The sequence below is a fragment of the Haloferax sp. SDI50 genome (assembly GCF_059802635.1).
Genome location: NZ_JBPULL010000001.1, coordinates 2,429,169 through 2,450,786, shown reverse-complemented (window position 1 = coordinate 2,450,786; position 21,618 = coordinate 2,429,169). Strand labels below are relative to the sequence as shown.

Here is a 21,618-nt window from a genome sequence, read left to right as displayed (position 1 = left end):
GGGCGGTGGAAAAACTATCGGCATGGCGTTCCGTCGCTCGAATCCTCGAACGCGAGAGAACCGCGTGAGAACCGAACGAGAGCCGCGCGGCCGACTCGGCCGACTCAGTTCTCGACCGCGGACGCGGCGCGGACGATGGTCTCCTCGCCGAACTTGGGGCCGATGAGTTGGAGGCCGACCGGGAGGCCGTCGGTCTCGCCCGCCGGAACCGAGATGGCGGGGAGGTTCGCGAGGTTCACCGGCACGGTGTTCGCGTCTGCGAGGTACATCTGGAGCGGGTCGTCGAGGCTCTCGCCGAGTTCGAACGGCGGGACGGGCATCGTCGGCGAGGCGACCACGTCGACGTCCTCGAACGCCTCGTCGAAGTCCTGTTTGACCCACGCGCGGGCGTCCTGCGCCTTCGCGTAGTACTTGTCGTGGTAGCCCGCGGAGAGGGCGTACGTGCCGAGGAGGATGCGGCGTTTGACCTCGGAGCCGAAGCCCTCCTCGCGGGCGCGGGCGAACGCCTCGTTCCAGTTGCCGTCGTAGCCGCCGGACTTGCCGTAGCGGACGCCGTCGAAGCGAGCGAGGTTCGACGACGCCTCGGACATGGCGATGACGTAGTAGGCGGCGACGGCCTTCTCGACGGAGGGCATGCTGACCTCGCGGTACTCAGCGCCCTGGGCTTCGAGTTCGTCGAGCGCGGCCCAGAACGCCTCCTCGACGCCCTCGTCCGCGCCCTCGACGAACTCGGTCGGGACGCCGATGGTGAGGCCTTCGACGTCGCCGTCGGCGGCCGCGGCGTAGTTCGAGTCGGCACCGGCGTCGCGGGTCGTGCCGTCTCGGTCGTCGGGGCCGGCGATGACGTCGAGGAGCGCGGCGGCGTCCTCGACGGTCGGCGCGATGGGGCCGATCTGTTCGAGGGAGTTCGCGTAGGCGACGAGGCCGTAGCGCGAGACGAGGCCGTAGGTGGGCTTGATGCCGACGACGCCGCAGAACGCGGCGGGACAGCGGATGGAGCCGCCCGTGTCGGTGCCGAGCGCGAGGTCGGCCTCGCCGGCGGCGACGGCCGCCGCGGAGCCACCGGAGGAGCCGCCGGGGACGCGGGACTCGTCGACGGGGTTCTTGGTCGGGCCGAACGCCGAGGTCTCGGTCGTCGTGCCCATGCCGAACTCGTCCATGTTGGCCTTGCCGACGATGGTCGCGCCGGCGTCCTTCAGGAGTTCGACCACGGTCGCGTCGTACGGTGGGACGTAGTCTTCGAGCATCGCGGAGCCGCAGGTCGTCCGCAGCCCCTCCGTGGAGATGTTGTCCTTGACGGCGACGGTCTTGCCCGAAAGCGGGCCGTCGTCGGAGCCGTCGAGCGTCTCTTTCGTGATGAAGGCGTTCAGCGACATCTACGACACCCGCGGGCCCTTGAAGAAGCCGTCTTCGGTCTCTGCGGCGTTCGACAGCGCCTCCTCTTGGGTGAGGCCGTCGCGGACCTCGTCGGGGCGCATCACGTTCACCAGTTCGTCCTCGCGGTCGACTTCGGGGACCTCGTCGAGGGCGTCGAAGTAGCCGAGGATGTCCGCGAACTGCGCCGCGAACTCCTCGACCTCGTCCTCGTCGAGGTCGACCCGCGCCAACTCGGCGACGTGTCGAACCTCGTCGGCGTCGACGGGCGTATCGCTCATGTATCGGAGGAATGGGAGACCGGGAGTAAGAGTTTCGGTGTGGGTCGTTTCGTCCGGTCCCCGGGCGAGCCCGCCCGGCCGAGACCGCCGGCGAGACGGCCGGCTCCGACCGTGCGAACACGGCTCATTCCGTCCTCTCGTCGCCGTCAGATATAAGTAACGAGGGTCAATACGAATAGACGGAGAACGACCGTTCCCAGTTGCTTCTCTCGCACACAATGACAGAAAGTGTCCGACGTTTCACGACCGGTAACGCGCGCGTGCGCAATGAGAATACGAAAGATACCGAGCAGACCGACACCGAGCGGGAGCAGACGCCCACGTGTCCCGAATGCGGCTCGGAGAGTCTCGTCTCCGACACCGAACACGGTGAGACGGTCTGCGACGACTGTGGCCTCGTCGTAGAGGAAGACGAAATCGACCACGGCCCCGAGTGGCGCGCGTTCAACTCCTCGGAGAAAGACGAGAAATCCCGCGTCGGCGCGCCCACGACGAACATGATGCACGACAAGGGGCTGTCGACCAACATCGGTTGGCAGAACAAAGACGCCTACGGGCGCTCGCTGTCGTCCCGCCAGCGCGAGAAGATGCAACGGCTCCGCACGTGGAACGAGCGCTTCCGTACCCGCGACTCCAAGGAGCGCAACCTCAAGCAGGCGCTCGGTGAAATCGACCGCATGGCCTCGGCGCTCGGCCTTCCGGATAACGTCCGCGAGACCGCCTCGGTCATCTATCGCCGCGCGCTCGACGACGACCTGCTGCCCGGTCGTTCCATCGAGGGCGTCGCCACCTCGGCGCTGTACGCCGCCGCACGGATGGCCGGCACCCCGCGCTCGCTCGACGAGATTACGAGCGTCTCGCGCGTCGAGAAGGACGAAATCGCCCGCACCTACCGCTACGTCGTCCGCGAACTCTCGCTCGAAATCAAGCCCGCCGACCCCGAGCAGTACGTCCCGCGGTTCGCCAGCGACCTCGGCCTCTCCGACGAGTCCGAGCGGCGCGCCCGACAGCTCTTGAAGAACGCCAAAGAACAGGGTGTCCACTCGGGCAAGTCGCCGGTCGGCCTCGCCGCCGCCGCCGTCTACGCCGCCGCCCTCCTCACCAACGAGAAGGTGACGCAAAACGAGGTCTCCGAGGTCGCCAACATCTCCGAGGTCACCATCCGCAACCGCTACCACGAACTCCTCGAAGCCGAAGAGCAGGTCCAACTGCCCTAACTCGGCCGGTCTGTTCGTCCGTTTCGTCCCGCTCGGTTCCGCGGTTCCGTTCCGTCTTGCCTCGCTCCGTCCCGCCTCGTTTCGCAACAGCCATGCCGCTCGCTCCGGAGCCACAGCCATGGAGACGACGCGACATTTCACCTCGACCGTGTATATCGTCAACGACGGCGCGGTGGCGCTCCACCGCCACGAGCGCCTCGGCATCCGCATCCCGCCGGGCGGGCACGTCGACCGCGACGAACTCCCACACGAGGCCGGCCTGCGCGAGGTCCGCGAGGAGACGGGGCTCGATCCGGAACTCGTCGACGACACGGCATCCGTCCCCGCACCCGCCGGCCGGGCGCTCCCCCAGCCTCGCCAGCAGATGCTCTACGACATCAACGTCCACGGCGACGGCTCGGTCGGCCACCAGCACATCGACCACGTCTTCTACGCCCGCGTGGACTCCCGCGACATCGACCCCGCGCCGGGCGAGGCCGACCCCGAGGTCTGGGCGTGGTACGACGAGTCCGACCTCCGCGAGAGCGACCTCGACCCCGACACGGTGCAGTTCGCGCTGGAGGCCATCGAGGTCGTCGGCGGCGACGAACGGGAAAACTAGCGAAACCCAACCGGAACCGACCTACTCGATGAGCGATTCGACGTACTGCTGAACGTGGTTCTCCATCCGCCGCTTGAACCCCGCCTGTCGGGCGAGTCTGTCGAGTTCGCGCGAGGCGTAGGTGCCGTACTGGACCGCCTTCTTGTCCGCCTCGGCGACTGATTCGGGGAGCACGCCGCTTGCAGCCTCCCTGAGCGCGACCTTCCGCCGGTCGCCGTCCACGAGTAACGCACCGGGGAGCGGGAGCGCAGCCGAGACAACCCGGTCGTGGAGGAGCGGCGCGACGGGTTCGACCCCGGCGGCGCGGAGGACGAGCAGGTCGCGTTCGAGCTGGTCGGGGAGCGTGAGAATCATCTCGCGGGCGGCCCCGCGGACGGTTTCGGCCTCGACGCGCGGGTCGTCGGGGGCCTTCTGGACTTTGGCGTAGCCGCCGAACAGTTCGTCCGCGCCCTGCCCGACCGCGAGGCGGTCGTAACCGTCCGCGGCGACCCGCTCCGCGAGCAGGTACAGGGGCAGGACGATTTGCACGTCCATCGGGTTCGTTCGGCCGAGCGCGGCGACGATTTCCGGGACGGCGCGTTCGAGCGCCGCGTGAGTGAGTTCGACCACGGTGAGGTCGCGGTCCATCGCGGCGGCGGCCTCGCGGGCGGCGGCCACGTCGTGAGAGCCCTCGAAACCGGCGACGTAACAGGGGGCGTCGGGGACGCCGGCCGCGACGACCGACGAATCGACGCCGCCGGAGAAGGCCACGGCGAGGCCGTCGTCGTCCACCGACCGGACCGATTCGAAGACCGCGTCGCGGACGCGGTCGAGCGCGGCGTCGCGGTCGGTGGCGGCCGACGGGTCGGGAAGCGACCAGACGCGTTCGTCGTCGCCGGCGGCTTCGCCGGTCGTCCCGCGGGCGTGGCCCGCGGGGACGGCGACCGGGTCGTCGAGGTCGCGGTGGTCGAACGACCACCTCGCGGGGTCGGCGCGCTCGGAGAAGAGCGGTTGGCGACCGAGCACGTCGCGGACGAGTCGGCCGTCGAGTTCGCCCGCGAAGCCCGCAGTTCCGGGAAGCGGGTCGCGCTCGGTAAGGGCGCGCCGGACGAGGTCGGGGGACGCGCCGCGCATCAGAACAGGTCCGTCAGGGCGTGTTTCAGGCGCCGGGTCGCGCCGCCCGCGGCCTGCCGGAACGAGATGCGCCACGGGGTCTTGTTGCCGACGACGCTGGTTCGGCCCTCGGCGACGGCCGAGAGGATGGCGTCGGCGCTTCGGGTGTCGGTGCCGACCTCGGTGACGGCCTGTCCGACCATCTCCGCGATGTGGGCGTCGCTCCCGGCGGTCATCGGGAGGTTCCGCCGCTTGGCGAACCGCTCGGCGCGCTGGTTGGCGATGCCGGTGAGGAGCCGCGAGTTGTAGATTTCGATGGCGTCGGCGCTGGCGAGCTGCGCGCTGGAGATGTGCGGAGCGACGCCGTGACGCGACTTCTGGAAGGGGTGCGGGACAACGGCGATGCCGCCGGCGTCGCGGATGCGGTCGAGCGTCTCGTCGTACGACAGCCCCGCGGGAATCAGCTCCTCGACGCCCAAAGCGAGGACGTGGCCCGCGGCGCAGGTGACTTCCATCCCCGGGATGCCGACCAGCCCGTAGTCGGCCGCGAGCTCCGCGGCTTCGAGGCTGGCGTCTATCTCGTCGTGGTCGGTCACGGCGAGGGCGTCCAAGCCGACCGCGACCGCCTGTTCGAGGAGGTACTCGATTGGGTCCCGCCCGTCGTAGGACAGAGACGAATGCGAGTGCAACTCGACCGATAACACACCGTCTCCTAACGATGGAGGCTAAAAAAGCGCCCCGGTCCCGGTGTGATTGGCGTGTCGACCTCACGCACGGCTCTCGGTGGGGTATCGGAGCGCTTCGCCCGCAGATGACGCCGACGCGAGAGACCGTCCGCGTCCGCAGACACTCCGCGCGTGCCGACATACCGCCGAAACTGGACGAAATGTAAGAATATAGAGATAATATCGCGGGCGACGAACGTATCGACCGGTGGCGAACCCACAGCGCGTGGTTCCACCGGAGTGAGCAAGATGACCGTACGAGATATCGCACGACCGAGAGACGAGCTGGTGACAGCGAGGGAAGACACGCCGATTCGAGAGCTGGCGACGCTGATGGAGGACCGAAAGGTCGGTTCGGTCGTCGTCGCAGACGGCGACGACATCCGGGGTATCGTGACGGACCGCGACATCGCGCTCAAGTGCGTCGCCGCCGGCGGCGACACGAGCGGGATGACGGCGCGAGACGTGATGACCGAGCGACCGTTCACCGTCGACGCCGACGTGGGCGTCTTCGACCTGTTCCGGCAGATGCGGGAACACGGCGTCCGGCGCGCGCCGATAACCGACGGCGGCAGGCTGACGGGCATCGTCACGATGGACGACCTGCTCGTGTTGCTCCAAGACGAGATGCACGAGCTGACGGAGATAATCCGCGCCGAGTCGCCGCCGTACACGCCCGCGTAAGTCGGATGCGGGGGGCGACGGCGACTTCGACCATATTTTGCGCACGTTCGTGCACATAGAAAGGGTTTACAATGTGCGTTCTGACCATACCAGTGAATGACGCTTTCCGACGCGGACCGCGACCTCGTCGTCGCCGAACTCGGTCGAGACCCGACGCCGGCCGAGGAGATACTCTTCGAAAACCTCTGGAGCGAACACTGCGCCTACCGGTCGTCTCGCCCGCTGCTTTCGGCGTTCGACTCGGAGGGCGACCAGGTCGTCATCGGTCCCGGTGACGACGCGGCGGTCGTCGCTCTGGACGACGACACCTACATCACGCTCGGTATCGAGAGCCACAACCACCCCTCCTACGTCGACCCCTACGACGGCGCGGCCACGGGCGTCGGCGGCATCGTCCGCGACACCCTCTCGATGGGCGCGTACCCCATCGCGCTCGCCGACTGCCTCTACTTCGGCGACTTCGACCGCGAGCACTCGCGGTACCTCCTCGACGGCGTCGTCGAGGGCATCGCCGACTACGGCAACGCCATCGGCGTCCCGACCGTGACCGGCTCGACCTCGTTCCACGAGAACTACGAGGGCAACCCGCTCGTCAACGTCGCCTGCGTCGGCCTGCTGTCGGCCGACCGCCTCGTCACGGCCGAAGCCCAGGAGGCCGGCAACAAGCTCGTCCTCGTCGGCAGTTCGACCGGCCGAGACGGCCTCGGCGGCGCGTCCTTCGCCAGCGAGGACCTCGCGGAGGACGCAGAAACCGAAGACCGGCCCGCGGTGCAGGTCGGTGACCCCTACACGGAGAAACTGCTCATCGAGTGCAACGAGGCGCTCATCGACGAGGACCTCGTCGAGTCCGCCCGCGACCTCGGGGCCGCCGGTCTCGGCGGCGCGTCCTCCGAACTCGTCGCCAAGGGCGGCTTCGGCGCGGAAATCGACCTCGAGAAGGTCCACCAGCGCGAGCCGAACATGAACGCCTTCGAGATTCTCCTCTCGGAGTCCCAAGAGCGCATGTGCTACGAGGTGACCCCCGAGAACGTCGAGCGCGTGCAGGAACTCGCCGCGCGCTTCGACCTCGGCAGCGCCGTCATCGGCGAGGTCGCCGAGGGCAACTACGTCTGCACCTTCGACGGCGAACCGGTCGTCGACGTGCCGCCGGAGTTCCTCGCGGAGGGCGCGCCGATGAACGACCTCGACTCGGTCGAACCCGAAGCCGCGGCGCGCGACCTCCCCGCCTTCGACCTCGAAGACGCGTTCGAAGCGGTCGTCTCCGACCCCAACACGGCGTCGAAGCGCTGGGTCTACCGCCAGTACGACCACGAGGTCGGCCTGCGGACGGCCCGCTGCCCCGGCGACGACGCGGCGCTCCTCGACGTGCCCGAAGCCGACACGAAACTCGCGTTCACCGGCGGCGCGGACCCCAACTGGACGAGCGCCGCCCCCTACGACGGGGCGCGCGCCGTCGCCTTCGAGAACGCGACCAACCTCGCCGCGAAGGGCGCGTCGCCCCTCGCGACCGTCGACTGTCTCAACGGCGGCAACCCCGAGAAACCCGACGTGTACGGCGGCTTCAAGGGCATCGTCGACGGCCTCGCCGACATGTGCCGGGCGCTTTCGGTCCCGGTCGTCGGCGGCAACGTCTCCCTGTACAACGACTCCGTCTCCGGCCCGATTCCGCCGACGCCGACGCTGGCGATGGTCGGCAAGGCGGACGGCTCCTCGCCCGGCCTCTCGCTTTCGGGCGAGGGCGACCTGTTCCTCGTCGGCCACTCCGGCGGCGCGCTCGGCGGTTCGGCGGTGCTCGAACACGCCGGCGGCTCCGACGCCTTCCCGACGCTCCCCGAGGACGCCGACGCCGCGACGGCGGTCGAGACGATTCGGACCGTCGCCGCGGACGAGGCGACCGTCGCGGTCCACGACGTGAGCCACGGCGGCCTCGCGGTCGCGCTGGCCGAGATGGTCACCGACGAGGTCGGCGCTGACGTGTCCGTCTCCGACTACGTCTCGCTGTTCGAGGAGACCCCCGGTCGGGTCGTCGTCGAGACGACCGACGAGGCCGCGCTGCGCGACCTCGCGGGCGACGTGCCCGTCGTCGAACTCGGGACCACGACCGACGACGCGACGCTCTCGCTTACGGTCGACGGCGACGAGGTCGCCTACGGCGCGGGCGACATCGCAGCCCTGCGCGACGTGCTCGCCCGCGAACTCGACTGAGCCGAAACCCGGACTGAACGAAAAGCGCGGTCCCGCGTCGCGCGACGCTCGTTACGGTTCGAGGACGACTTTTCCGCTGCTCTTTCTGTCCTCGATGTACTCGTGGGCCGCCGCGGCGTCTTCGAGGTCGAACGTCTCGCCGACGACCACGTCGAGTTCGCCCGCGGCGAGCAGTTCGGATAGCTCCGGCACCGCGCCGAGAATCGATTCGGGGCGCTGCTCCATGGCGCTGCCGAGGTGGAAGCCGATGACGGACTTGTTCTCGAACAGCAGGCGCGTCGGGTCCGCCGCGGCAGAGTCGCCGGAGGCCGCGCCGTAGGTGACGAGTCGGCCGAAGTCGGAGAGGGCGTCCAGACTGCGCTCGAACGTCTCGCCGCCGACGCCGTCGAGGACGAGGTCGACGCCCGCGCCGTCGGTCTCGTCGGCGACGACCTCGCGGAAGTCCGCCTCGGTGTACTGGATGCCGTGGTCGAGTCCGAGGTCGGCCGCGAGGTCGAGTTTCTCTTCGGTGCTGGCCGTGCCGAACGTCTCGACGCCGGCGTGGGCGGCGAGTTGGACCGCCGCGGTACCGACGCCGCCGGCGGCCGCCTGAATCAGCACGCGCTCGTCGTCGTCGAGGCCGCCCCACTCGTGGAGGCAGTTGTAGGCGGTGAGGAACTGGACGGGGAAGCCGGCGGCCTCAGCGAACGACATCGACTCGGGCACGTCGAACAGCGTCGGGGCCGGCGTGGTGACGGACTCGGCGTATGCCCCGCCGCCGGTCATGGCGACGACGCGTTCACCGACCTCGCGGTCGACGCCCTCGCCCACCGCGTCGATGGTGCCGGCGGCCTCCATCCCCGGCGTGTACGGCGGTTCCGGGCCGTCTCGGTAGGTTCCGCGCCGCTGCATGATGTCTGCGAAGTTGATGCCGGCGGCTTCGACGTCGATGCGGACCTCGCCCGGAGCCGGTTCGGGCGTTTCGGTCTCGCGCAGTTCGAGGCTGTCGGTGCTCCCGTACTCGGTGACGACGATAGATTTCACACCGGCCGTAGCCGCGGGGGCTTGAAAAGGGGAGAGAACGCGGAAGTTCGTGCGGGTTGCCGGTTCCAAGCGGTCTCGAACGGTTCCGGGGACGCTTACGCGAGCGCCAGCGGGATGCCGAACGTAACGACGAGGCCGACGACGAAGACGAGGACGCCGGTCGTGACCTGACTCATCGAGAACTCCTGCATCGGGGAGGTGACGCGGCCTTCTTGTTCGCCTTCGTGGTGGTCGTCGTGTCCGTGGTCGTGGTCGTCGCTCATACGCGGGGCGACGGGTTCGCGGTACAAAAACGCACCTAACCGTCGTCCGCGAGCCCCGCCACTGCATCGCTTGCGACCGGTCTCGCGGACGGGCTGGCGGGCGGGCGTCGCGCCGGACGGGTCAGGACCGGTACAGGTACAGCACGACCAGAAACACGAGCGCGAGCGGGAGGAACGGAATCGCGGCGTCGAGTGGGACAAACAGCGCCACTATCGCGGCCATCACCACGAACTCGACGACCACGAGCAGGCTGAGGAGTTCGGCTGAATCCGGCATCGTTCGAATCGGAACCCGTGTCGGGCTTTTCGCGGACGGGTCATCAAGCTGACTCCACACCGGGACCAGACGAGGCCCGAGGGGGTCTCGCGGTCATCGGACGACTCGGAGACGTGGTCGGCGTTCGGCCACCACCTGCCGTAGTCGAAACGGTGAAACGGCTCTTTCGCAAACAATCCGGTAGCGAATGCTCACGAAGCGCATCATCCCCTGTATCGACGTCGACCTCGACGAGGACGGGAACCCCGCGGTCTACACCGGCGTCAACTTCGAGGACCTGAAGTACACCGGCGACCCGGTCGAGATGGCCAAACGGTACAACGAGGCGGGCGCGGACGAGTTCGTCTTCCTCGACATCACCGCCTCCGCCGAGGGGCGGGCGACGATGCTCGACACCGTCTCGAAGGTCGCGGACGAGGTGTTTATCCCGCTGACGGTCGGCGGCGGTATCCGCACCCGCGACGACATCAAAGAGACGCTCCGCGCCGGCGCGGACAAGGTCTCTATCAACACCGCGGCGCTCCAGAACCCTGACCTCATCGAGGAGGGCGCGCGCTCCTTCGGCAGCCAGTGTATCGTCATCTCGGTGGACGCCCGCCGGCGCTTCGACGAGGAGGGCGAGCACTACGCCGAGGTCGACGGCGAGTCCTGCTGGTTCGAGTGCACCGTCAAGGGCGGCCGCGAGGGAACCGGCGTCGACGTGGTCGAGTGGGCCAACGAGGCCGAGTCCCGCGGCGCGGGCGAACTGTTCATCAACTCCATCGACGCCGACGGCACGAAAGACGGCTACGACATCCCGCTGACGAAGGCCGTCTGCGACAGCGTCTCGACGCCCGTCATCGCCTCCTCCGGCTGCGGCGCCCCCGAGGATATGTACGAGGTGTTCACCGAGGCCGGCGCGGACGCGGGTCTCGCCGCCTCCATCTTCCACTTCGACGAGTACACGATTCGAGACGTCAAGGAGTACCTCGACGAGCGCGACGTGCCGGTTCGCCTGTAAGCCCCGCCTCCACAACCGTTCTGCGCCGCCTCTCTTCGTCTCTCTTTTCGCGCCCCGTTACCGACTCTACACACCGATTCCGTTCACCGGTCGTGCGCCGCTCGCGCAGTCGAAACCAATCTTAACCCGGCGGCGCGTCGTATCTCGGCCGAGATGACAGACGACGCGTGGCTCGACGCCCTCCGCACGCACCGCGAACAGAAGGACCGCTATCTCGCTGGGGACCGCAACTCACCGATTCCGCCGGACCAGCGGGAGTTTTTCGACGGTCTCGACTACTTCGACCCCGACCCCGACCTCCGGTTCGAACTCGAACTCCGGGAATACGACGACCCCGAGCGCATCACCATCGGCACCTCGACCGACGGCGAGCGCGAGTACCTCGCGTGGGGGCGCTTCGAGTTCGAGGTCGACGGTGAGTCGTACGCGCTCGACGCCTACCGCGCCGACGCCGACGAGGACCGCCTGTGGGTTCCGTTCCGCGACGAGACGAACGCCGAGGAGACGTACGGAGCGGGTCGCTACCTCGACCTCGAAGCCGCGGACCGGGCCGACGACGGTCGCTGGGTGGTCGACTTCAACTACGCGTACAACCCGTTTTGCGCCTACTCGCCGCGCTACGAGTGCCCGCTGGTTCCGATGGAAAACTGGCTCGAAGTCCGCATCGAGGCCGGCGAGAAGGACTACGAAGGGCCGGGTAGCGACGAGTAACCGAAGCCGAGAACTGAGAGACGCGCCGCTCGCGGCCGGAAGAAACGAGAGAGAACCCGCAGATTACGCGTCGATACCGGCGCGGTAGGCGTCGGTGAAGTCGTCGGCGGTGCGCTGGACGCCGCGGGCGGCCTCCGCGAGCGCGTCGAGGGGGTCGACGCCGGACTCCGTCTTGATAGAGAGGACGGGGTCCGTCTGTCCGCCGGACTGCTCGGGGTTCACGTCGTAGGTCGCGGCCGTGACGGTGTCGGTCTGGAGGAGTTCGCCCTTCAGGACGTTCATGAAGGTGTGGTCCTCGCCGCCGATTTCGATGCGGAGCTCCTCGTCGGTCTTGTCGATGACCCGCAGTTCCATGGCTCTCCGTTCCCTCCAGCGGCGTTTTAACGTTTCGTCTCGGGGACCGCGACCAGTTCGTCGAAGTCCGGGTCCGCGTCGAGGAGTTCGTATCTGTCCTCGCCGTCCGGGGACGCGACGACGCCCTCGGCGACGAGGTGGTCGAGGTGGGCGAACGCCTCGCCGGGGCCGTGGAGGATGTGGATGTCCGAGAGGTCGCCGAACAGGCGCGCGCTCACGGTCCACGCGTCGGCCGGGCCGTGGTCGTCGAGGACGGAGACGACGCGCTCGGTGCGCTCGCGGTGGTGCTCCGCGATGACGCGCGCCCGGCCGGCGGGGTCGGAGATGGGGTCGCGGTGGCCGGGCCACGCCCGCTCGAAGTCGAGGGCCGCGAGGCGCGCGAGGCTGTCGAGATAGGTTTCGAGGGGGCGGTTGACCCGCAGGTCAGCGCCGCCGACGTTCGGGGTGTACTTCGGGAGAATCGCGTCGCCGACGAACGCCTCGCGACCCGCGCCGGGCTCGCCGTCGAAGGCGAAGGCGCTCAGGCCGGCGGCGTGGCCGGGGAGGTGGACGACTTCGAGTTCGCCGTCGCCGGCGGCGATGCGGTCGCCGTCCTCGACGGGCGTCACGTCGACGCGGTCGCCCCGGAGGCCGTCGTGGCCGTCGAGGAACGCGGTCACCTCGGCGAGCGGTTCGTCGGGGATACGCCACTCGTCGAAGCGCCGCTCGCGAATCTCGCGCTCGGCCGCGACCGCGTCGGGGTCGCCCGCGACGATGCCCGCGTCGTCGGCGTGGACGTAGACCGGCGCGCCGCTCTCGGCCTGGAGTTCGCCCGCCAGTCCGGCGTGGTCGGCGTGCCAGTGGGTGAGGACGATGGCGTCGAGGTCCGCAACCCCGTACCCGGCCGCGTCGAGTCCCTCGCGGAGGTCGCGGCGGACCGAGTCGGTCGCCACGCCGGCGTCGACCAGCGTCGGTCGGTCGCCGGGGAGGAGATAGGCGTTGTTGAGGCCCTCGAAGACGGTGTTGCCGAGCCGTATCCGTTCCATGCGGCCACCTGACCGCCGAGGTGCATGATTATTCCGAATGGTCGCGGGGGCGCGGCGTCCCGCGGTTTGTCGCGCGCTCGCCGGCACACGGTCGGTTACCGGCTCGATTCGCCGGGCGAACGCCCGGTACATTCAAAGGCCGGCGTCGCATCGAATCGCACGTCGAATGCCGGTGGACTTCTACGAACTCCTCGGGGTCGAACGCGACGCCGAGACGGCGGAGATAAAGCAGGCCTTTCGTCAGCGCGCTCGGGAGTACCACCCCGACGTCAACGACGACGAGCGAGCCACGGCGCAGTTCACCGTCGTCCGGAAGGCCTACGAAGTCCTCACCGACGACGCCGAGCGCGCCGACTACGACCGGATGGGCCACGGGACGTACGTCGAAAAGCGCCTCGACGGTCTGACGAAGTTCAGATACCCCGGCAAGGCCGACGAGCAGGCCGGGTCCGGCGGCTCTGGAAGCGCTGACGCCGGCGGGCGGTCAGGTTCGTCGCGGTCCTCGACCGGCCGGTCGTCCTCGTCCTCCTCGTCTTCTTCCGGTCGGTCGTCCTCCTCGTCGTCCGGGCGCGCATCGTCTTCGACCGCGAGTTCGTCGCGGTCGGGTCGGTCGCGCCGCTCGGGGTCGGCTTCCTCGTCGCGCGCCTCCGGGTCGTCGTCGCGGACTACGGGCGCATCGCAGTCGTCGGCCGCGAGCGGGGCGTCGCGCGGCCGCACCCGAAACACGCAGTCCAGTCGAACGGGGACGACCGGCCGGTTCGAACGCGAACGCGACGGCTCCGAGTCGGCGTCCGCGTCAGCGTCCGAGGAGACGAACCCGCTTTGGTACGGCTGGGGCGTCTCGCTCGGCGCGCTGCTGGCGTATCTCGGCGGCTTGGCGTGGCACCTCTCGGGCGACGGCGCGGGGTTCGTGACCGCGCTCGCGTCGCTCGACACCGCCGCGCCCGCCGCGGCGCTTCTCGCTTCGTCGCCGCTGTCGGTGCCGACCCTCGCCGCTTTGCGGACCGCGGCGGCGACGCCGACGGTGGTCGTCCTCCCGGTCGCGGCGGCGCTCCTCGCGGTTTCGGTCGCCGGAGTCATCGCCCGGTTCGGCCACGCGTGGACGACGTGGGTCTACGCGCTCGCGGCGGCCGTCCCGCTGGCACTCGTGGTAGCCGGCGCGGTCGGCGTCGGCCGCCCCGTCGCGGTCGACCTCCTCGGCTTCGTCGTCTGCCCGCTTCTCGGGGCCGGCGGGTTCGTCGTCGACGCCGGGTGGTATCTCTTCGCCTCGCGATAGCTGGCGCGGTGCGGGGCGTCCCGGCAGGCGGTCCCCTCGGAAGTCGCGGCGTGCGGGCCGCCCTCGCCCACGATTTTTGTCGCCCGCGCCCGACGGGCCGGTATGGCCATCCCGACCGACTCGGTCCGGCGGTTCCGACTCCGCGGCGTGAACGCGTACCTCGTCTCCGACGGCTCGGAGACGGTGCTCGTCGACGCCGGGACGCCGTGGGACCGCGACCGACTCCTCCGCGGCCTCGCCCGCTCCGACCTCGACCCCGGCGCTATCGACCGGGTGCTCGTGACGCATTTCGACCTCGACCACGTCGGGACGCTCGCCTCGCTCAGCCTCCGCGACGACGTGCCGATTCACCTCGCCGAGCCGGACGCCTCGCACCTGACCGGCGCGTCGAAGCCGTCGCCTCGCTCGCTGAAAGGCGTCGCACAGCGCGCGCTCGCGGCGTTCGTCGAGCGACCGACGAACCCCGTGGAGGTCGTCCGCGACGGCGACGAACTCGGCGGCTTCGTCGCGTACCGGACGCCGGGACACACCCCCGGCCACACCGCGTTCGTCCACGAGGACCACGGCGTCGCGTTCGTCGGCGACATGGTCCGCGAGTCGAACGGGAGCCTCGGGCTGCTGCCGGGCATCCTCGCGACCGACGCCGCGGAGAACAGACGGAGCGTCCGCGAGTTCGCGGCGCGCTGCCCGCCGGTCGACGTGGTCGCCATGGGACACGGCGAGCCGGTCACTGAGTACGGATACGGCGCGCTCAAGCGACTCGCGGACAAACTCTAATCGGAGCGCGGTCGCTTTCGGAGCGCGATTCTCCGTGACGAGACGCCGAGCTATCGCTCGTGTCTGAGTTAAGAGCGGGGACCGCGGCCGAGCGCAGGTCCCCGGACTGACCAAGCCACTGTGAGGAGCACCAGTCTCACAGCTGCCTGACGCGCCCGGCGGAAGTGAATCGAACCACGCGCGTCAACACCACGTTGGACACTAGTTGTAAAAAGTCCTTTGTTATCGCCAATTAGAACCACGGCCTCCAGAACGACTGGATAAATATGCTCTTATGTGATTCATTTAGCCGCATTAACTGGACACCTAGTAACCTTCATGGTTGTTACTGGACGAACGGACGCCAGAATGGTGAAGAATCTATCGAATCCGCGGACGAGAGTCGAACGCGGCCGAAAATACGCTATCTGACCAGATACGGGTCCGCTCCGGGCATGAAGCGGCCGAGGTCGGATTCGCGGCGGAAGTCGGTCGACTGAAGCTCCAGCAGACCGGCGACGAGTTCGTCGTGGTCGCCGTCGTCCCACTCGGCGGGGTCCTTGATGGGCAACACGAGGAAGCCGCTCCCGCGGAGTTCCTCGCCGTGGAGTTCTTCCATGTCGATGTCCGTCTTCCAGCCGACCGACGTGTAGTTGTTCAGGACGTGCTTCGTCGCCACCGCGCCGACCGGCAGGAGGACGTGCGCGGCGATGGCGCGGAGCTCCGCGTCGAAAAAGCGCTCCATGTCGGTGTAGTCGGCCGCCGACGGCGTGCCGTCCGGCACGCACATATGCAGATACGAGAAGAACGTGCTGTTCACGGTCGGTTCGTCGCCGGCCTCGGCCAGCAACTCGCCGTCTTCGAGCGCCGGAAACAGCTTCTCGCCTGCGCCCCCCGCGAAGGGGACGCCGGTCTCGACGCCCCCGTGGACGCCGGGGTGGTCGCCGATGACGTGGAAGTCGGCGTTGGCGTCGCCGTAGCCGGGGACGTACCGGTCACACGACGGTCGCATGTCGAACGGGTTTCTCGTGCGGTCGGTTACGTTTCTCACGGTACTCTCTGTGGGAGCGGTCGGTAAAGAAGACGTGGTTCGGCCCGATATCGTACACGAACGAGCGTGAGAAACGCATCGAGAGAAAACGTCGTCCGCGCTGTCGACCGTCGACCGACGGGCTCCGGCTCAGAGTTCGACGCCCGAGGGGATGAGGCTCTGGCTCCGCAGGAGCGTCCCGTCGCCGTCGTAGACGAGGAACGTCGATTTCTCGAAGGTCTCGAAGTGGTCCCCCTCGATGGCCACGTCGACGCGGTAGCGCCCCTCGTCGTCGCCCGCGGCGCGGCCGTACTCGCGGGCCGCGCGGATGAAGTCGAGCACGTCGTCGGCGCGGGCGTTGAGTTCGAGGACGTAGTCGCCGGTCAGTCGGTCCGTCACGCTCACGACGCCGCGGGCGTCGTCGGCGTCGACGGAGTCTTGCAGCCGAAAGGAGACGTCCAGTTCCTCCGCGGCGAGCACGTCGCCGCTGGTCGAGAGGAACCGCGACCGAAGCTCCTCGGCCGGGCCGTAGAAGTCGATAGATACCGTCGGTTGGCGGGGGTCGCCGTCGTCCTCGTACCAATCGACATCGCGGACATCGAGTTCGAAGTAGTCACGCCGCATTCCGTACCGTTGGTTGTACTGCGCCGCCTATTAACGTGACGCCGCCCGAAGCGTGGTTCCGGCGTCGAAACCGGCCGATTACGCCGGTTCGACGCGCGCTCGGCACAACGGTTATCGGCCGCCGCCGCGACCGAACCGCATGGAACCCGTCAACCTCGACGAGAGCTTCGCGTCGTTCGACGAGACGTGGGCCCCGCGAATCGCCGCGGAGCTGAACGACCACGCGGTGAAAGTCGCGAAGCTCGACGGCGAGTTCGTCTGGCACGCCCACGACGAGACCGACGAACTGTTTCTCGTCCGCGACGGACGGCTCCGAATCGAGTTCCGCGACCGCGACGACGCGGACCTCGGCCCGGGCGACCTCCTCGTGGTCCCCCGCGGCGTCGAACACCGCCCCGTGGCGCTCGAACCGACCGAAGTGCTGCTCGTCGAGCCGACCGAGACGCTCAACACCGGCGACGCCGCGGAGAGCGACCTGACGCACGGCGACCCCGAGCGGCTCTCCTGAGAACTCGACCGGGCGGGTCCGCTCCCGTCCTGCCACCCCACTGGCGCGCCCCGGACTGTCGGTAGTTTTTACCTGTCAGACCGTGCGATTGTCCTATGGTCTGGGTCCGCTCCGAACACGCGGGTGCGCTGGCCGTCGTCTCGACGTGGCTCTGTGCGCTCCTCCCGTGGAACGTCACGTACACGCCGAACCTCTCGGGCGTGAGCCTGCTTTTCGTCCGGTTCCCCTTCGCGGAGGTGCAGTTCTCGTGGGGCCTGTCCAACCGTGTCGCGATGAGAAGCCCGCTGTCCGCGCTCTCGCTCCAATCGGGGCAGACCGTCGCCGTCGCGTATCAGGCGTGGGTCGTCGGCGCGGCCGTCCTCGCGCTCGCGGTCCTGTTTTCCCTCGTTTACTATCTGCGCGACGAGCGGGTCGAAGCCGGCCCGGTCGACCCCGTTCGGGTGCTCGGCGGCCTCCTCGGCGTCGTCGGCGTCGTCCTCGCCGCCGCGACGTACCTCCTCGTGACGCGCGGGCTTCCGGGGATTCCGCTCCCGCTCGGCGTCGTCATCTCGCTCGTCCTCGCCGGCGTCCTCCTGACCGTCGACCGGACCTGACGGCGCGTCGCGACCGGTCGTGGTCGTCGAATAACAGTCTCCCGCGCGGACCTTTTAAGTCTCGACCCACCATATCCTCGACCAACTGACCGGGTGACGATGCCACGAGATACGACGAGCGAGACGAGGGGGATGCGCGACCCGTCGGTGGAACGAGGGGTGTGGAGACTCCTCGCCAGCGGGGAGTTCGACGCCGCGGCCGCCGAAGCAGAGCGGCTCTTGCGCCGAACCGCCGAGATGCTTCGGGGGTCGGACCTCGACGTGCACCCGCTTTCGCCCGACGACACGCCGCTCGGAACGTACGAGGTCCCCGAGGGCCACGAGGAGGTCGAGCGCTACTGGGTGAACGCCCCCTTCGCCTACGTCGTCGTCACCTACGACACGGACGCGACCGCCCACCAGTACCACACCGTCGAACCCGACCTCGACGAGTTCGAGGCCTCGCTGCTCGAACGCGTCCGCACCGACATCCGCGACCCGCTTTTGTACCGCCGCGAGGCGGACCCGCGGACGGAGTCGGCGCTCGTCGAAGAGCTTCAGTCGATTCTCGAACAGTACGGGCTGGAACTCGATATGAACACCTTCTACACGCTGTTGTACTACCTCCGGCGGGACTTCCACGGCTACGGTCCCCTCGACCCGCTGATGAAGGACCCGCACATCGAGGACATCTCGTGTGACGGCTACGACCTGCCGCTTTTCGTCTACCACGACGAGTACACCGACATCGCCACGAACGTCTCGTTCGCCGCCGAGGAACTCGACAACTTCGTCATCCGCCTCGCCCAGCGCTCCGGCCAGCACATCAGCGTCGGTGACCCCGTCCTCGGGACGACGCTCCCGAACGGCGCGCGCGCCGAGTTAGCCCTCGGGGAGGAAGTCACGCCGCGCGGGTCGGCGTTTACCATCCGCCTCTACGCCGAAGAGCCGTTCACCCCAATCGACCTCGTGCGCTACGGCACGTTCTCCATCGAGCAGATGGCCTACCTGTGGCTCTGTATCGAACACAACAAGAGCCTCATCTTCGCGGGCGGGACGGCCTCGGGGAAGACCACCTCGATGAACGCGGTGTCGATGTTCGTCCCGCCGCGGTCGAAGGTGCTGTCCATCGAGGACACCCGCGAACTCGCGCTCTACCACGACAACTGGCTGTCGTCCGTCACCCGCGAACGACTCCACGAGGGGACCGACATCTCGATGTACGACCTGCTTCGCTCGGCGCTCCGGCACCGCCCCGAGTACATCATCGTCGGCGAGGTTCGCGGCGACGAGGCCGTGACGCTGTTCCAGGCGATGAACACGGGGCACACGACGTTCTCGACGATGCACGCAGACAGCATCGAGACCGTCATCAACCGCCTCGAAAACGAGCCAATCAACGTCCCGCGCGCGATGGTGCAGTCGCTCGACCTGCTGTGCGTCCAGACGCTCACCCGTCACGGCGGCGAGCGCGTCCGCCGCTCGCAGACCATCGGTGAAATCGGCGACATCGACCAGCGGACCGGCGAGCTCGACTACTCGTCGGCGTTCGCGTGGGAGCCCGAGACGGACACGTTCAGTCAAAACGACAGCTCGCTGCTCACCGAAATCCAGCGCGAAAACGGCTGGTCGCGGACCGAACTCCGGCGCGAACTCCGGCGGCGCGAGGGGTTCCTTCGGTACCTCCTCGACAAGGGCGTCACCGACTACCGGCGCTTTACCGCGCTCATCAACGAGTACTACGCGGATTCCGCAGACGTGATGCGGCGCGTCGAGGCCGACGAGGACATCGTCGACGCCGGCTCGGAGGCCTGAGATGGTCGCACAGTACCTGTATCTGCTCCCGCTCGTGCTCGCCATCCTCCTCGTCTTGCCCGTCGTCCTGTCGCCGGTAAGTCGCTCCGCGAACCTCCTCGTCTCGCGGGTCGCGCTCTCCGTCTTCGGCTTCTACGTCGCCAACGAGAACCCCCGGCGCAGAGAACAGCGAACGCAGCTGCGGGCGGCGCACGTGAGCGTCACCCACCGCGTGTACGCCTCGCGGACGCTCCTCATGGCGACCGTCTTCGGCGTCGCCGGGAGCGTCTTCGGGGTCTACCTCGCCGCCGTGACGCTCGACACCCTCGCCGTCCAGTCCGAGACGATTCGGGAGGTTCTCCCCGGCGCGCTCGGCTTCCTCGGCGGGCTCACGAGCATTCAGGCGCTCCCGCTCCGCGACCTGTTTCTCGCACTGCTGCTTTCGAGCGCGACGCTCGGGGCACTCCTCGCGCTCGGCGTCTACTGGGGTCGGTGGTACGTCCTCACCGAACGGGCGCGGACCCGCTCGTCGGAAATCGAGGCGACGCTCCCGCGGACGGTCGCGTTCGTCTTCGCGCTGTCGCGGTCGGGGATGCCGTTCCCACAGGTGTTGGAGACGCTAGCGCGAAACGAGGCCATCTACGGCGAGGCGGCGCGCGAGGTCTCCATCGTCGTCCGCGACATGGACGCCTTCGGCACCGACGTGCTCTCGTCGCTCCAGACGATGGCCACGCGGACGCCGAGTCCGAGCCTCGAGGAGTTCGCCGAGAACCTCGCCAGCGTCCTCGGGAGCGGTCGCAACCTCTCGTCGTTCCTCCAAGAGCAGTACGAGCGGTTTCAGGAGGAAGCCGAAGCCCAACAACAGCAGTACCTCGACTTGCTTTCGACGTTCGCGGAGGTGTACGTCACCGTCCTCGTCGCCGGCCCGCTGTTTTTCATCACCGTTCTCGTCGTCATCGGTCTCGTCCTCGCGGACACGCTGACGCTCATCCGGGTCGTCGGCTACGTCGGCATCCCGCTGGCGAGCTTCGGCTTCGTCGTCTACATCGACAGTATCACCGAGTCGCTTCGGGGCGCGGCGGTTGCCGACGACGGCGCTGACACCGCGGCCGAGTCGGCCCGGCGCATCGACGCGACCGGCGGCGTCGGCTCAGCCCCCGCGACCGACGGCGGCGAGACCGACGCCCGAGGCGACCCGTGGCGCGCGAACCGCGAGCGGCTCGCCGCCTACGACCGGCTCCGCGCGCTCCGCAACTGGTTCGAACGCCCCCTCGACACCCTCGGGCGCAAGCCGCTCGTCGCGTTCGCGCTCACCGTCCCGCTGGGGCTCGTCTGGGTCGCGCTGCGGGCCACGATTCCCGCGGACCCCACGATACTCGGCGTCGTCGACGCGGTGGACGAACACGTCGTCGAGGCCGCAATCGGTTCGCTCGTCGTCGTCTCGATGTTCCACGAGCTTCGAAAGCGCCGAATCCGCGCCATCGAGCGCAGCATGCCCGACTTCCTCGACCGCCTCGCGAGCGTCAACGAAGCCGGGCTGACGGTCGTCCAGAGCCTCCGCCGGGTGTCGGCGTCCGACCTCGGGCCGCTCGGCGACGAGGTCGAGCGCGCCGTCCGCGACATCGACTGGGGGGCCGACGCACAGACCGCGCTCCGGCGGATGGACCGCCGGACGGCCAGCCCGATGGTGTCGCGGTCGGTGACGCTCATCACCAACGCGATGAGCGCGAGCGGCGACCTCGCGCCCGTGCTCCGCATCGCGGCCAACGAGGCCCAAGACAGCCGCCGTCTCGCCCGCGAGCGGAACCAGGAGATGCTCACGTACCTCCTCGTCATCTACATCTCGTTTCTCGTCTTCCTCGGTATCATCGCCGCGCTGACGGTGTCGTTCATCCCGGCGGTCGAGCAGGCCAGCGCCGGAGGCGTCGGCTCCGGCGAGGTCGCCGGCGTCTCCTCGGGCGCGTTCTCCGGCCTGCGCGACGTGGACACCGAGTCGTACACGCTGTTGTTCTTCCACGTCACGGCCATCCAGGGGCTCTGCTCGGGGGTCATCGCCGGACAGCTCGGCGAGGGACAGATTGCCGACGGCGTCAAACACGCCGCCGTCCTGCTCGTCATCACCTACGTGACGTTCCTGTTCATCTGAGCGCGCGCGGCTCGGCCGACGACGCCGGCCCCCGCCCGCCGACCGCGACCCGTGCGGTCTTTGTCCCGCGGCCTCGACCG

General features: G+C 68.7%; 23 protein-coding genes. 12 read left to right on the top strand and 11 right to left on the bottom strand.

Annotated features, from left to right (window positions below):
* Positions 1-104 precede the first annotated feature (104 nt).
* Entirely contained in the window at positions 105-1,376 is a 1,272-nt protein-coding gene (gene gatA / locus ACSR87_RS12900) for an Asp-tRNA(Asn)/Glu-tRNA(Gln) amidotransferase subunit GatA (protein WP_058567136.1), read from the bottom strand.
* On the bottom strand, positions 1,377-1,655 hold the full coding sequence (gene gatC / locus ACSR87_RS12895; protein WP_004064004.1) for an Asp-tRNA(Asn)/Glu-tRNA(Gln) amidotransferase subunit GatC: 279 nt from the start codon (positions 1,653-1,655) through the stop codon (positions 1,377-1,379).
* Between the two features lie 260 nt (positions 1,656-1,915).
* Between gatC and ACSR87_RS12890 the strand changes: the two genes are divergently transcribed.
* Positions 1,916-2,872 carry a transcription initiation factor IIB gene (locus ACSR87_RS12890; protein WP_498530743.1) on the top strand — a complete coding sequence of 319 codons (957 nt, stop codon included), beginning with the start codon at positions 1,916-1,918 and terminating at the stop codon, positions 2,870-2,872.
* A gap of 118 nt (positions 2,873-2,990) precedes the next feature.
* Positions 2,991-3,473 carry an NUDIX hydrolase gene (locus ACSR87_RS12885; RefSeq protein WP_498530742.1) on the top strand — a complete coding sequence of 161 codons (483 nt, stop codon included), beginning with the start codon at positions 2,991-2,993 and terminating at the stop codon, positions 3,471-3,473.
* Between the two features lie 21 nt (positions 3,474-3,494).
* On the opposite strand, the gene ACSR87_RS12880 is transcribed toward ACSR87_RS12885, so the two are convergent.
* Positions 3,495-4,586: an asparagine synthase C-terminal domain-containing protein gene (locus tag ACSR87_RS12880; protein ID WP_498530741.1), complete on the bottom strand. Its 1,092-nt coding sequence runs from the start codon at positions 4,584-4,586 to the stop codon at positions 3,495-3,497.
* The gene (locus ACSR87_RS12875) at positions 4,586-5,269 is read right to left on the bottom strand and encodes a PHP domain-containing protein (protein WP_498530740.1); all 684 of its coding nucleotides are present in this window, start codon (positions 5,267-5,269) and stop codon (positions 4,586-4,588) included. Before ACSR87_RS12875 ends, ACSR87_RS12880 begins: the two co-directional genes overlap by 1 nt.
* Positions 5,270-5,539: 270 nt before the next feature.
* Here ACSR87_RS12875 and ACSR87_RS12870 point away from each other — a divergent pair, with 270 nt between their 5' ends.
* Together ACSR87_RS12870 and purL are read left to right on the top strand one after the other, a co-directional pair.
* Complete coding sequence (locus tag ACSR87_RS12870) at positions 5,540-5,974, top strand: CBS domain-containing protein (protein WP_498530739.1); 435 nt, start codon at positions 5,540-5,542, stop codon at positions 5,972-5,974.
* Between the two features lie 96 nt (positions 5,975-6,070).
* On the top strand, positions 6,071-8,179 hold the full coding sequence (purL, locus tag ACSR87_RS12865) for a phosphoribosylformylglycinamidine synthase subunit PurL (protein ID WP_498530738.1): 2,109 nt from the start codon (positions 6,071-6,073) through the stop codon (positions 8,177-8,179).
* Positions 8,180-8,230: 51 nt separating this feature from the next.
* Here purL and ACSR87_RS12860 read toward each other — a convergent pair whose 3' ends face one another.
* The 3 genes from ACSR87_RS12860 to ACSR87_RS12850 form a co-directional block, all read right to left on the bottom strand.
* Positions 8,231-9,202 carry a quinone oxidoreductase family protein gene (locus tag ACSR87_RS12860; protein ID WP_498530737.1) on the bottom strand — a complete coding sequence of 324 codons (972 nt, stop codon included), beginning with the start codon at positions 9,200-9,202 and terminating at the stop codon, positions 8,231-8,233.
* 95 nt (positions 9,203-9,297) lie between these two features.
* Entirely contained in the window at positions 9,298-9,465 is a 168-nt protein-coding gene (locus ACSR87_RS12855) for a DUF7550 family protein (protein WP_008573594.1), read from the bottom strand.
* Positions 9,466-9,586: 121 nt separating this feature from the next.
* Positions 9,587-9,742 carry a hypothetical protein gene (locus tag ACSR87_RS12850; RefSeq protein WP_008573592.1) on the bottom strand — a complete coding sequence of 52 codons (156 nt, stop codon included), beginning with the start codon at positions 9,740-9,742 and terminating at the stop codon, positions 9,587-9,589.
* 187 nt (positions 9,743-9,929) lie between these two features.
* Between ACSR87_RS12850 and hisF the strand changes: the two genes are divergently transcribed.
* Positions 9,930-10,742: an imidazole glycerol phosphate synthase subunit HisF gene (hisF, locus tag ACSR87_RS12845; RefSeq protein ID WP_498530736.1), complete on the top strand. Its 813-nt coding sequence runs from the start codon at positions 9,930-9,932 to the stop codon at positions 10,740-10,742.
* 153 nt (positions 10,743-10,895) lie between these two features.
* Positions 10,896-11,453 carry a DUF1684 domain-containing protein gene (locus ACSR87_RS12840; RefSeq protein WP_498530735.1) on the top strand — a complete coding sequence of 186 codons (558 nt, stop codon included), beginning with the start codon at positions 10,896-10,898 and terminating at the stop codon, positions 11,451-11,453.
* A 63-nt stretch (positions 11,454-11,516) separates the two neighbouring features.
* Here ACSR87_RS12840 and ACSR87_RS12835 read toward each other — a convergent pair whose 3' ends face one another.
* Both ACSR87_RS12835 and ACSR87_RS12830 read right to left on the bottom strand, forming a co-directional pair.
* Positions 11,517-11,807 (bottom strand): DNA-directed RNA polymerase subunit L, encoded by a 291-nt coding sequence (locus tag ACSR87_RS12835; protein WP_004043899.1) that lies wholly within the window; start codon positions 11,805-11,807, stop codon positions 11,517-11,519.
* Positions 11,808-11,833: 26 nt separating this feature from the next.
* A complete protein-coding gene (locus ACSR87_RS12830) occupies positions 11,834-12,832 on the bottom strand; it encodes an MBL fold metallo-hydrolase (protein ID WP_498530734.1) in 999 nt (332 codons plus the stop codon).
* A gap of 166 nt (positions 12,833-12,998) precedes the next feature.
* Here ACSR87_RS12830 and ACSR87_RS12825 point away from each other — a divergent pair, with 166 nt between their 5' ends.
* Both ACSR87_RS12825 and ACSR87_RS12820 read left to right on the top strand, forming a co-directional pair.
* Entirely contained in the window at positions 12,999-14,108 is a 1,110-nt protein-coding gene (locus tag ACSR87_RS12825) for a J domain-containing protein (protein ID WP_498530733.1), read from the top strand.
* A gap of 102 nt (positions 14,109-14,210) precedes the next feature.
* A complete protein-coding gene (locus ACSR87_RS12820; RefSeq protein ID WP_498530732.1) occupies positions 14,211-14,885 on the top strand; it encodes an MBL fold metallo-hydrolase in 675 nt (224 codons plus the stop codon).
* Positions 14,886-15,288: 403 nt separating this feature from the next.
* Here the strand turns inward: ACSR87_RS12820 and ACSR87_RS12815 are convergent, their stop codons facing one another.
* Entirely contained in the window at positions 15,289-15,915 is a 627-nt protein-coding gene (locus ACSR87_RS12815; RefSeq protein ID WP_498530731.1) for a uracil-DNA glycosylase family protein, read from the bottom strand.
* 129 nt (positions 15,916-16,044) lie between these two features.
* The gene (locus ACSR87_RS12810; RefSeq protein WP_004043906.1) at positions 16,045-16,518 is read right to left on the bottom strand and encodes a DUF5793 family protein; all 474 of its coding nucleotides are present in this window, start codon (positions 16,516-16,518) and stop codon (positions 16,045-16,047) included.
* Between the two features lie 139 nt (positions 16,519-16,657).
* Between ACSR87_RS12810 and ACSR87_RS12805 the strand changes: the two genes are divergently transcribed.
* The 4 genes from ACSR87_RS12805 (at position 16,658) to ACSR87_RS12790 (ending at position 21,538) form a co-directional block, all read left to right on the top strand.
* Positions 16,658-17,026: a cupin domain-containing protein gene (locus ACSR87_RS12805; RefSeq protein WP_498530730.1), complete on the top strand. Its 369-nt coding sequence runs from the start codon at positions 16,658-16,660 to the stop codon at positions 17,024-17,026.
* Positions 17,027-17,121: 95 nt separating this feature from the next.
* Positions 17,122-17,619, top strand: a complete 498-nt coding sequence (locus ACSR87_RS12800; RefSeq protein ID WP_498530729.1) for a DUF7549 family protein — start codon at positions 17,122-17,124, stop codon at positions 17,617-17,619.
* Positions 17,620-17,751: 132 nt separating this feature from the next.
* Positions 17,752-19,413: a type II/IV secretion system ATPase subunit gene (locus ACSR87_RS12795; protein WP_498531067.1), complete on the top strand. Its 1,662-nt coding sequence runs from the start codon at positions 17,752-17,754 to the stop codon at positions 19,411-19,413.
* Position 19,414: 1 nt separating this feature from the next.
* Positions 19,415-21,538, top strand: a complete 2,124-nt coding sequence (locus ACSR87_RS12790; RefSeq protein WP_498530728.1) for a type II secretion system F family protein — start codon at positions 19,415-19,417, stop codon at positions 21,536-21,538.
* The last annotated feature ends 80 nt before the right edge of the window (positions 21,539-21,618 follow it).